Genomic DNA, 12,407 nt, shown 5'->3' on the forward strand with positions numbered 1-12,407 from the left:
TCTGGGATGAGGTGTTCTAATTCCAGGTAGTATAATCCTATCATGACAAGGTTTTGAGCAACTTCTGTGAATATAAATTCCAATCAATTTGAGATGGGAAAGTCCAAATTATGGTCCGTTAATCTCCATAATCGCGTGGAGGGAAGGAAACGGCAAACTGTCGTGGTAACAAAGGGAAGACGAGACCCCGCAGGCACGAGGAGGCTCGGCTTTTCTTCCACAACAGGCTTGCCGTTTCACTGACCGGAACAAATTACACAAAAGCAACGGACTCCTCTCAGTTTCAAGTCTTCAACATAACTGCCATAATCTTGAATAAGTTCCTAAGGAAAGCCTTATAACTGAATATCATATGTTTCTTGAGTAACTGACCCCAAGTAGGGTCGATCAATTTCGTAACCTATTCCATCTTGTTGTGACACCTGAACTCTACCATCTTCAACCATAACCTCAGGTACAATAACATCTTGATACCAATACCTCGATGAAGCTGATATATCACCCGGAATTGAAAAGCCCGGTAGAGAAGCTAGAGCAATGTTATGTGCACGGGAAATACCTGTCTCAAGCATTCCACCACACCAAACAGGTATATCATGCTCCATGCATAAGTCATGGATTTTAATCGCTTCTGTTAATCCACCTACTCGACCAACTTTAATATTAATCGTTTTACAAGCTCCTAGTTGAATAGCTTGATAAGCATCATGGTCATTCGTGATACTTTCATCAAGACATATAGGGGTGTTCATTTTTTGTTGTAGCTGTTGGTGAAGATAAAAATCCCCTGCTTTAAAGGGTTGCTCTATCATTAGCAGCCCTAAGTCATCTAGAGAAACTAAATGAGGAATATCCTCTTCTGTATATGCACCATTACCGTCAAACATAACAGATGCTTTCGGCGCTAGTTCACGGACTGATTCCACATCTTCTCGTTCTTTTCCTTTACGTACTTTAATTTTAAAACGTTCATATCCTTCTTCTAAATAATAAGGTATAAGTTCTTCAAGTTTGTCATCTAAACTTAACACAACCCCTGTCTGTAATGAACTTCGAACTCCACCTATTAATTGAGACAAAGGAACTCCTTTTTGTTTTGCATACAGATCCCACGCTGCTCCTTCAAGCCCTGCTTTAGCCATATCGTTTCCTTGATAAGATTTCAAAGTAACATAAATATCGCTCGGGTGAGATATCTCCTCATTTTTGATTTCTGGTAAAAAGACATCTCGCAACATGTGCCAAGAAGTTTCCACTGTTTCAGCAGTATAAAAAGGCAATGAGAAAGCAACGCCTTCCCCCCAACCACTGACACCATTTTCATCAATCATTTCTATAAGAATACTTTCACGATTATGAACCGTCCCAGCGTGCGTACGAAATGGAGATTTTAATTTCATAGCAATTTTATATAATTTGATTTCCTTTACTCTCATTCCATGTGTCTCCTCTGCTTTAACCAATGCACCAATTCTCTTCTCAAAATTTTATTTGAAGCATTTCGAGGTAGATGATCTACAAAATGGATTTCTTTAGGGACTTTATATTTCGCCAACTTCTCTCTGCAATACTTCACAACCAAGTCCTGGTTCAAATCTGCCTTGCGGTCCCCAACTATAAAAGCAACGGGGACCTCTCCCCACTCGCTACTTTCTTTACCAATCACACCAGCTTCAATCACTCCATCTATCCCACTTAACATACTTTCAATTTCAGCAGGATATATGTTTTCACCACCAGAAATAATAAGGTCCTTACGACGGTCTACTACATAAAGAAACCCTTCTTCATCTACATAACCTAGATCACCAGTTGCAAGCCAGCCATCTTTAATCGTTTCCTCATTTGTTTCAGGTCGTTTAAAGTACCCTTCTGTTACCATAGGACCTTTCACTGTAATTTCCCCCACTTCATTGGCACCAGCTTCCCGATCTTCATGTTGAATGGAGAGTTGAGCCGGGAAAAGCGCCTTTCCAGCAGAACCGAGTTTCTTCAGGGCATCTCCAGGACTGAGGGTCACAATTTGCGAGGATGTTTCTGTCATTCCATACGTTTGAAATACAGGTATCTCTTTTGCTTTCGCCTTTTCCAATAGCGGTTTAGGAGCTGGTCCACCACCTAAGAGCATACAACGAAAGGCTTCCGGGTAACGCTCCTCACCTAAACGATCTAGCAAACGATTCAATATGACCGATACAACGGAGACCATCGTTACACCTTCATTCATAATCGCATTATGAACACGCTCCTTATCAAAAGAGGAGAGAAGATAAACTGGCATACCATATATGACACTCTTCATTAAGATCGAAAGTCCACCAACATGAAATAAAGGAAGAGCTGCTAACCACTTATCGTTCTCGGTCAGTCCTAAATTCAAAGCTGAACTAACAGCACTCCACCAGTGGTTTCCATAGGTTAAAACCACCCCTTTTGGCGAACCAGTAGTACCAGAGGTATATAAAATCGTGTAGGGTTTATCTTGAGGAAGCTCTGTATAAAATGAGCAAGGTTCTGGCTCTAATTTAGATAGCTCATTAAATGAAATGAGTTTTGTAGTTGAAGGAATATCTTGAATGTTCGGGATATCACCATCATGAACAACATGTGAACATTCAGCATCAGAGACTTGGAATGAAACCTCTTTATCTGTTAACCGAGTATTCAACAAAACACCTACGGCTCCCAAATAGGTTAACGCATGGACTAAATAAACCATCTCCACACTATTTTTAAAATAAATTGCGACATGATCTCCATCTTGGACTCCAAAAGCATGTAATTGAGAAGATAAGGTTCTGGCTTTTTGTTGTATATCTTGAAATGAATACGTATTTCCATCAAAAACGATTGCTGTTTCATGTGGACTTAAAAATGCTCGTTTGTCTAACCAATGTGGAATCATTTCGGTGCTCATCATGAATCGTTCCTTTCTAGTTGAGATAAGAAAAACCCTTGCTTGAGCAAGGGCTTAATCTTCTTATGGGAAACGAGGGAATTGTTTGAAGTCTGGCTTACGTTTTTCTTTAAACGCATCGCGACCTTCTTTTGCCTCTTCTGTTGTGTAATAAAGTAACGTAGCGTCTCCGCCCATTTGCTGAAGACCTGCTAATCCATCTGTATCTGCATTGAAAGATGCTTTTAAGAAACGTAGGGCTGTAGGAGACTTTTCAAGCATCTCTTCACACCATTGAACTGTTTCTTCTTCAAGCTTGTCCACAGGAACAACTGTATTTACTAGTCCCATGTCTTCTGCTTCCTTAGCAGTATATTGACGGCATAAGTACCAAATTTCACGAGCTTTCTTATGTCCAACCATACGAGCGAGTAGGCCAGCACCATATCCAGCATCAAAGCTACCTACTTTCGGGCCTGTTTGACCGAAGATCGCATTATCTGCTGCAATCGTTAAGTCACACACGACATGAAGTACATGTCCTCCCCCAATCGCATAACCCGATACCATTGCCACTACTGGTTTAGGAATAACACGGATTAAGCGTTGTAAATCAAGTACATTTAAACGTGGAATCTCATCTTCTCCAACATAACCGCCATGGCCGCGTACTTTCTGGTCACCACCAGCACAGAATGCATCGTCACCAGCACCCGCTAACACGATTACGCCAATGCTAGAATCGTCGCGTGCATATGCAAATGCATCAAGCAACTCTTGTACTGTGTGTGGACGGAATGCGTTGCGCACCTCTGGACGGTTGATTGTAATTTTTGCAATACCATTATAAGTCTGATATAGAATATCATCATAATGACGCTCATTAATCCATTCAACTGTCATATGATCTCCTCCTCTATTAAGCGTTTTCATATTCTTCTACTTCTAAAAGAAATTCCCTAACTATTGTACCAAAAATTCGTGGTTGTTCCACATGAATTGCATGTCCTGCTTGAGAAATTATTTTATGCCTAGAATCTTGGAAGTGTTTGTTCATTTCCTTGGAAATATTGTAGAATTTGTCGTCCTTCTCGCCTGTCAACAATAACACTTTTCTCGGAAACACAGATAACTTGTCCCACCATGACGGTTGAATCCCCGTCCCCATTCCTCTAAGCGATGCGGCTAGTCCTGAAGCTGACTGGCTTAATCGTTCTTGACGAATGGATTCCTTTATATCTGTTGATAAACTTTTTTGAGTTTCAAACATTGGTAAGTTTTCCCACTTACCGACGAACTGCTCTATTCCATTAGCTTCAATTTCTTCTGCTAACCCTTCATCCTTCATCTGTCTAGCTAATTGTTCATGCGTTGAATCAAGACCAGGACTGGCACTCTCTAAAATAAGAGAATGCACACGAGCTGGATGGAGCATCGCAAATGATAAAGCAGTTCGTCCTCCCATTGAATACCCCAGAACATGGATAGCTGGTAGCGAGAGCTCATCAAGTAAATCATTCAAATCGCCACATACAGATTCCATTGTAAAATTCGCATCCCCAATGGTCTCTCCATGTCCCGGCAAATCTACCCGAATAAATTGAAAAGAATTTTTGTGAGTTTCAACAAGTTGATCCCATGTATGTAAACTTCCTGTGAAACCATGTAAAAGTAATACAGGAGGCCCTTCACCTTGTATATCAACCCTATACTTAATTTGATTTATACGTCTATACAATGTGAAGTCCTCCTCATTTTATAAGTCTTCAATTTCTTGACCTATGGCTTCTTCAACGGCTCTCCATTTGGATCGATGCCAATTTGCATTTTCATCTCTTCTGGTTATGACTTCTATTACGGACAAGCCTTCACGTGTTTCTAATAATTCATTACGCAAATGAGACCATGATTCCACACGTGAAAATGCCCCTCCATACATGGAAACGACTTTTTCAAAATCAATATCGAGAGGAGTTCCAAATAAGGCCTCAAAATGATCAGGATGCTGTGCTTGAGGAAGAAAAGAGAAGATCCCCCCACCCTGATTATTAATTACAATGATCCGTAGACGTATACCATATTGTTTTGCTACAAGTAATCCATTTAAATCATGGAAGAACGATAAATCACCTAATATCAAGGTTATCTCTTCTCCATGTGCAGCAGCTCCAAGTGCACTGGAAGCTAATCCGTCAATTCCATTTACACCTCGATTAGCTAATACGCGTATGGACTTAGGACTTGTTAACATAAATGTATCCAAATCACGCACAGGCATACTATTCCCTACATAAATCGTACCTTGCTCTGGTAACAACTCCATTAATTCACTAAATACATGCCCTTCCGTTAAAGGCTCTTTACCTCTATCTTCTAGCAAAGTAGCCTTGGCGATGCGATTCGATTCTTGCCAAAAATTTAACCATTCTTTATCAAAAAACAAATCAGAGCTCTCCTGTGCCAAAGCTTTACAAAATGCTTTTCCATCCGCATAAATAAATTCAGTAGGGCTTGTCGTAGGCTCACGATGCCCTTCAAAATCCTCTACAACGAAGTGTGATATATCCTGATACTCTTTTAACATAAGCATATAAGGTTTGGATACAGGCATAGCACCAAAACGAATGATAAAGTCAGGCTTCATCTTTTCTCTTAACTTAGGACTTTTTAGAATAGCATCGTATGATTCGATAACATGATCTTTTTCATGCTCCCCTGCTCTAATCTGTGATAAAGGATCTGCTAGAACAGGTAACTGCAATACCTTTGCTAATTGTGTAACTTGTTCTGGAAGTTCCTCGTCCCACTGAGGTCCACATACGATTAGACCTTTTTTGCGCGATTGAATTTTCTGTTTCAATTCCGCCAAATTTTGAGAGTCTATATGACGCTCTCCTGTAATGTGAGTATGAAAGCCATTCGTCCGGGCACCCCAGACATTCTCGAGCGTGAAGTCTGGAACAAGAGGTTCACGAAAAGGAAAATTCAAGTGAACTGGACCCTGATTACCATCTGAGGCAGTATGACAAGCACGAGCGGCTATACTCCGAATATAACGGAGCATACGCTCGGAGCTTTCAGGCAGTGCGACCTCTTGAAACCATTTCACGAAATGACTATACATATGAATCTGGTCAATGGCTTGCGGAGCACCAACATTCCGAAGTTCGTGTGGTCGATCTGCAGTTAAAATAACTAGCGGAACTCGACTATAATAAGCTTCCACAATTGCAGGATAATAGTTCGCCGCTGCTGTCCCAGAGGTACAAACTAAAGCTACGGGTTTCTTTTGTTGCTTCGCCATACCAAGAGCAAAAAAGGCAGCTGAACGTTCATCAAGCTGGATCCAATGGTTCATACCAGTATGCTCAGCTGCCGTCATAGCAAGAGGGGTTGAGCGAGAGCCTGGTGAAATAACGATATCCTCCACACCACTTGCTACTAGTTCATCAATAAAATGTCCCACGTACCTTGTTAACGATTCTGTATGATTCATGTTCTTCCTCCTAGAGCGTTTAACATAGGGAGGAATTTAATAGCTGTTTCCTCATATTCCGCTTCAGGCATAGAATCTTCTACAATCCCACAACCTGAATAGAGCACAGTTTTGTTCTTTTTGACCAAACCTGAACGGATCGCAACAGCAAATTCACCGTTGTCCTTATAGTCAAACCAACCTACGGGTGAAGCGTACCAACCTCTATCAAAAGGTTCATGTTCTCGTATATAAGAAAGGGCCTCTTGACGCGGATATCCATTAAGCGCGGGAGTAGGATGAAGCTTTTCTACCACCTCTAAAATTGTGTATCCAACTCGAAGTTTTGCTTTAACTGGTGTGTATAAGTGTTGAAGGTTTCTCAACGGATAAATTACCGGTTCACTTGGAATTTGCACTTGATCACAACATGATTCCACTGCCTCTCGAATCATTTGTACAACAAAATCATGTTCCTGAAGATTTTTGTTATCATGAAGTAACTCCTCACCAAGAGCTTGGTCCTCTTCAACCGTATCCCCTCTAGCAATCGTACCAGCCAGGCAAGCTGAATGTAGTTCTCTATTATCCACCTTAACTAGTCGTTCAGGTGTAGCTCCTATGAAGCAAGAATCACCACTCTCAACCGCAAAAACATAACTCTGTTGTTGCTCTCGTTGCAACGCATCAAGCACTGAAACAATATTTACATCTCGATCAAAATTCACTTCTAGTTCTCTAGCCAACACAACTTTACTCATGTATCCTGATTGGATATCATGAGCTGCTTGTTTCACAATATCTTTCCATTCTAAAGGTTGAATCTCTTCCTTACCTATTATAGATGGCATTTCATCTATTGAAGTTCCACCTTCCAAAAACTCCTGATAAGCCTGTGTTACAAACTGATAAATATCCTCAATATCATCTTCAGGATGAACCATGATATTAACTGTAATATAATTTGCACTCTCCGTTTTGGTTAGCAGAAACATCGGAATGCTCACCTTGCTATCAGGAAAATCTTCCCACGCTGTTCTTGAATGGTCGTGAGGATCAAATGAAAAACCACCCAATGCAACAGGGCCTGTTCCTGATGATTCATAAGGATTATCAATAACAGCTTCCTCCATCAAAGCTTTCCACGCTTGTTGTATCGTGTTAAATCGGTCCTCCTCAGCTTCCAATGTATAGGCAGAACCAATTCCAACTAACGTAAAAACCTGGTCTGTACTTGTCCAGTAAACACGTTCCCCTTGATAAGCCTTTCCAGCTTGATAAAAACGAAATGGATTAGCGGTTGCCATTTGTTCCGTTACACTAATAAGCTGAGGCGTTTCAATATGGTGAATTTGCGATAAAGCTTTATAGAGTCTTTCATTATAATGTGTTGTTGTTTTAATCATAAATTGCCCTCCAATCCCTCAAGGACTTCTTCGAGACAATGGTCTATATAGACTAAGCTCGTTCTATAAGATCTAATTTCATAAATTCCCATCTTTTATTTTATTCTCTTTTTCCCGATTCCTCAACCTATGCATATTATTCCCATTCACTTCCTTCTCCGCGATTGACACCATAGGGCACTTTGCCTAAACTAAAGAATGGATTATGTATGAGCTAAAGCGCAAGTGCCCGTTTAGCAACGAAGGGACTGGACTGAGCCCGTAGTACGATAAAGGAAACACGATGAACAAAGTGAATCGATGTTGACTTATCGTACGGAGAAAGAATGATCGACTAAGTTCGTCACGTCCTGTGACAACGTCGATCTGACCCACGTCGTGTGGGCCCAAGTCCCTTCGTTGCTGGGCGCTGGAGTTGGATGGGGTTGCTCCAAACTTAAAGTTCACCCAAACAAGCTTCATACAAAGGGAGAGAAGACCATGACAAACATGAATAAAAAAGACATACAATCAGCATTAAATGAACGAAAAGGCTGGCAAGTTTGGTGGAGATTACTTAGACCTCACACATTAACTGCGGCTTTTGTACCTGTATTCATTGGAACGATGTTAGCAAGCCTCGAAGAATCTATTAACTTTCCATTATTTTCTGCAATGCTTTTTGCCTCTATTTTAATTCAGGCAGCAACAAATATGTTTAATGAATACTATGATTATGTACGAGGATTAGATACAGAGCAATCCATAGGCATAGGGGGCACTATAGTAAGGGATGGAATCTCCCCCAAAACTGTGCTCGGTCTTGCACTCGGATTCTTTGGTATAGCCATATTGCTTGGTGTTTATATTTGTATAGCTACCACTTGGTGGATTGCTGCGATAGGTGCTATCTCCATGGCTTTTGGATACCTTTACACAGGCGGTCCTTATCCTATTGCTTATACACCATTTGGAGAAGTGGTTGCAGGTTTCTTCATGGGAACAGTTATCATTGGCATTAGCTATTATATCCAAACATTATCTTTATCCATTTCAGTATTATTTGTATCACTACCTGTAGCTATCCTTATTGGAGCCATTCTGCTTGCCAATAACATTCGAGATTTAGAAGGGGACAAACAGAATGGTCGAAATACAATCGCCATTTTATTAGGAAAGCGTGGAGCTATACAATTCCTAAAAGTTCTTTTCATTGCTGCTTATAGCTCAGTTGGGATTTATATTGCCCTCGGTATCTTACCGATTTGGTCAGCTATTGTTCTGTTAGCTCTACCTAAAACAATCGGAGCTATTCAAGTGTTTAAATCAGGTGATACACCGCTTGAGATGATGCCAGCTATGAAATACACCGCTCAAACAAATACGATCTTTGGCTTTTTATTAGGCATCTCTATTTTAATTCAGTTACTCATACCATTATCCATTTAATCACTAAAAAACCTCCAAGCAATGATATAAGCTTGGAGGTTTTTTATATACAAAATCAGGTTATGAAATATTTTACAACCATTATTAATAACTATCGCGGGCAACATAAAAAAGCTGACATTACTGCTCTAGTATTAAATTTTAAGTTTATTAAAATTTTTTTACGGGTAATTATTGACCATATGTCAGCTTTAGGTTACACTACATGTAATGTTTCCTGACATAATAAAACGTGTTACTCATATACATAAATGTGTAACAACAAAAAACAAAGCGAGGAGATCTTATGGCTAATACTAAAGAACTCATCAAAAAAGAAGTAGAAGAACATGGGGTAGAATTTATTCTACTAGAATTCACAGATATGCTTGGTTACACCAAAAACGTTGAACTTCCGGTTGAAGAACTGAATAATATCTTAGAAAATGAAGCAATGTTTGACAGCTCGTCCATCGTTGGTTTCTCTGATATTCAAGAAAGTGATATGTATCTATACCCTGATTTAGATACGTTCAAAGTACTACCTTCAATCGTTTCCGAGGAGCCAACTGCACGATTTATTTGTGATATTTATAAACCTGATGGCACACCATTCGAAGGTGACCCTCGCTACATTCTTAAACGCGCAATGCAAGAAGCAGAAAACATGGGGTATACCATTAACGTTGGACCTGAACCAGAATTCTTCTTATTCAAATTGAATGAAGAAGGTTACCCAATCCGTAAAATGAACGACCGTGGTGGTTACTTTGACGCTTCTCCTAAAGACAAAGGGGATTCCGTCCGTCGTGACATCGTTCGTACACTTAAGAAGTTCGGTTTCCAAATGGAAGCTTCTCACCACGAAGTAGCTCAAGGACAACACGAAATCAACTTCCGTTTTGATGATATGCTGAAAACAGCAGACAATATCCAGACATTCAAAAGCGTTGTAAAAGACGTGGCTACAAACCACGATTATCACGCAACGTTTATGCCAAAACCAATCAGCGGTGAGAACGGTTCAGGAATGCACGCTCACTTATCCTTATTCCAAAATGGCGAGAGTGCTTTCTATGACGAGACAGCTGAAGATGGCGTTTCTGAAACAATGAAACAGTTTATGGCTGGTATTTTGAAACACGCAAATGCCATTGCAGCTATTACAAACCCAAGTGTTAACTCTTACAAGCGTCTAGTACCTGGTTACGAAGCACCTGTAAGTGTTGCATGGTCTCACTCTAACCGTTCTTGTATGATTCGCGTACCGAATACACGTGGACTTGGTACACGATTCGAAGTTCGTAACCCAGATCCGTCCGCCAATCCGTATTTAACTTTAGCTGTTTTAATTCAAGCTGGTCTTGAAGGAATCCGTAAAGGTATGGATGCTGGTGAGGCAGAGACTCGTAACCTATATGAGGTTGAAGACGATAGCGTACCAACATTACCTACTAACTTAAAAGAAGCGATTACTGCACTTCAGAAAGATGAACTTCTTATGAATGCACTAGGCGAACACACTTCTTGTGTCTTCATTAAAGAAAAAGAAGCAGAATGGTCTGAGTATTCCCTACAAGTAAGTAAGTGGGAAATGGATAAATATATGCACAACTAATAGTAAAGATAAAGCAGATGTGAATCCTCACATCTGCTTTTTTATTTACTAATTTCCCTCACAATCCTCATAGAATATTCACATTCCTATACATGTATCCCATTTATTCGAATACATTTGTATTATGAATGTCATCTTAGAGGAGGACGTACTTTGATTATTCATGTTGTCCAAAAAGGAGATTCTTTGTGGCAAATTGCGAACCGTTACGGTGTTAGCTACTCTGATATTTCCGCTATTAATGAATTACCTAACCCTAATCAATTAGTCGTCGGTCAATCTTTAGTGATTCCTATACCAGCTAAACAACACACTGTAAAAAGTGGTGAATCACTTTGGCAAATTGCTCAAAACTATGGTGTGTCACCGCAGTCCATTATTCAAGCAAACCAGCAATTAAGTGATCCATCATCGATCAGTCCAGGAATGAATATCGTGATACCAGCTAGAACACACGTCGTTCAACCTGGAGAAAATCTCTCACAAATTGCCGAACAATACGGTATTTCCGTAAATGCAATCGTTGAAGAAAATCAAATTCAAGATCCAAGCGCGATATCACCAGGTATGAGTTTAGTCATCCCTTACCCCAAGCCAACCATTGAGGTAAATGCTTTTGTCACAAAAATGGGAGAAGAAGGTGCTCAGCTCACAAGAGAAAGAGCCCCGACTTTAACGTATATCACACCCTTTGTTTACACAATGAAACCAGATGGAAGTTTTGATTCAATTGATGACACCCCTATTATTCAAGCAGCTAAAAATAATAATGTTGTACCTATGATGAGTATTACGAACTTCACTCCAACGGATCCAGGTTCTGATTTAGCTCAGACTATACTCTCTAGCACGGAACTACAAAACACTTTACTTGATAACATCGTTAATATTATGCAAAACAAGGGTTATGAAGGTATTAACATAGACTTTGAAAATGTGTATCCAGAAGATAAAGAGAATTATAATCAATTCCTTCAACGTTCTGTGGATCGTCTAAAACCATTAGGGTATTTTGTTTCTACTTCTGTAGCCCCTAAAGAAAGTGCTGAAAAGAAAGGGTTATTATACGAGGCACATGACTACGAAGCTCATGGAAGAATCGCTGATTTTGTAGTTTTAATGACTTACGAGTGGGGTTACCGATTAGGACCACCCCAAGCCATTTCACCTGTTAACCAAATGGAAGACGTTGTTCAATATGCTTTATCTGTGATGCCTCCTGAAAAAATACTATTAGGATTCCAATTATATGCACGTGACTGGCTCCTTCCACACCAAGAAGGGCAAGAAGCCGAAACCTTTGATATGCAAGAAGCTATTCGAAGAGCCGCTAAATATAATGCTGATATCCAATACGATGAATTAACGCAATCGCCTTTCTTCAGGTACTACGATGAACAAGGACGACAACATGAGGTCTGGTTTGAGGATGCGAGAAGTACTCAAGCTAAATTCGATCTCGTTACGGACAATAACTTAAGAGGACTCAGTTACTGGGAGCTAGGATTTCCATTCCCTCAAAACTGGGTGTTGCTTCAAGATCGATTTAATACCAAAAAAATTGAATAACAATAACCAAAAAGGGGCGTTCGAACATTCAGTTCA

General features: G+C 40.1%; 9 protein-coding genes. 3 read left to right on the forward strand and 6 right to left on the reverse strand.

Annotated elements, in window-relative coordinates:
* Positions 1-335: 335 nt before the first annotated feature.
* Genes menC through H514_RS0111075 form a run of 6 tightly spaced genes read right to left on the reverse strand, consistent with a single transcriptional unit; the run spans position 336 to position 7,777 of the window.
* The gene (menC, locus tag H514_RS0111050; RefSeq protein ID WP_027447030.1) at positions 336-1,436 is read right to left on the reverse strand and encodes an o-succinylbenzoate synthase; all 1,101 of its coding nucleotides are present in this window, start codon (positions 1,434-1,436) and stop codon (positions 336-338) included.
* Positions 1,433-2,920, reverse strand: coding sequence for an o-succinylbenzoate--CoA ligase (locus H514_RS0111055; RefSeq protein ID WP_324604044.1), 1,488 nt, complete (start codon positions 2,918-2,920; stop codon positions 1,433-1,435). Before H514_RS0111055 ends, menC begins: the two co-directional genes overlap by 4 nt.
* Positions 2,921-2,980: 60 nt before the next feature.
* On the reverse strand, positions 2,981-3,799 hold the full coding sequence (menB, locus tag H514_RS0111060) for a 1,4-dihydroxy-2-naphthoyl-CoA synthase (RefSeq protein WP_027447032.1): 819 nt from the start codon (positions 3,797-3,799) through the stop codon (positions 2,981-2,983).
* Positions 3,800-3,815: 16 nt separating this feature from the next.
* Positions 3,816-4,634: a 2-succinyl-6-hydroxy-2,4-cyclohexadiene-1-carboxylate synthase gene (gene menH, locus H514_RS0111065; protein ID WP_027447033.1), complete on the reverse strand. Its 819-nt coding sequence runs from the start codon at positions 4,632-4,634 to the stop codon at positions 3,816-3,818.
* A gap of 18 nt (positions 4,635-4,652) precedes the next feature.
* Positions 4,653-6,392, reverse strand: a complete 1,740-nt coding sequence (gene menD, locus H514_RS0111070) for a 2-succinyl-5-enolpyruvyl-6-hydroxy-3-cyclohexene-1-carboxylic-acid synthase (RefSeq protein WP_027447034.1) — start codon at positions 6,390-6,392, stop codon at positions 4,653-4,655.
* Complete coding sequence (locus tag H514_RS0111075; protein ID WP_027447035.1) at positions 6,389-7,777, reverse strand: isochorismate synthase; 1,389 nt, start codon at positions 7,775-7,777, stop codon at positions 6,389-6,391. Before H514_RS0111075 ends, menD begins: the two co-directional genes overlap by 4 nt.
* Positions 7,778-8,257: 480 nt before the next feature.
* Here H514_RS0111075 and H514_RS0111080 point away from each other — a divergent pair, with 480 nt between their 5' ends.
* The 3 genes from H514_RS0111080 (at position 8,258) to H514_RS0111090 (ending at position 12,371) form a co-directional block, all read left to right on the forward strand.
* Entirely contained in the window at positions 8,258-9,205 is a 948-nt protein-coding gene (locus H514_RS0111080; RefSeq protein WP_027447036.1) for a 1,4-dihydroxy-2-naphthoate polyprenyltransferase, read from the forward strand.
* Positions 9,206-9,491: 286 nt separating this feature from the next.
* Positions 9,492-10,802 carry a type I glutamate--ammonia ligase gene (glnA, locus tag H514_RS0111085; RefSeq protein ID WP_027447037.1) on the forward strand — a complete coding sequence of 437 codons (1,311 nt, stop codon included), beginning with the start codon at positions 9,492-9,494 and terminating at the stop codon, positions 10,800-10,802.
* A gap of 153 nt (positions 10,803-10,955) precedes the next feature.
* Positions 10,956-12,371 (forward strand): LysM peptidoglycan-binding domain-containing protein, encoded by a 1,416-nt coding sequence (locus H514_RS0111090; protein ID WP_027447038.1) that lies wholly within the window; start codon positions 10,956-10,958, stop codon positions 12,369-12,371.
* The last annotated feature ends 36 nt before the right edge of the window (positions 12,372-12,407 follow it).

The sequence above is a fragment of the Pontibacillus marinus BH030004 = DSM 16465 genome (assembly GCF_000425225.1).
In the GTDB taxonomy this organism is placed as follows: domain Bacteria; phylum Bacillota; class Bacilli; order Bacillales; family BH030062; genus Pontibacillus; species Pontibacillus marinus.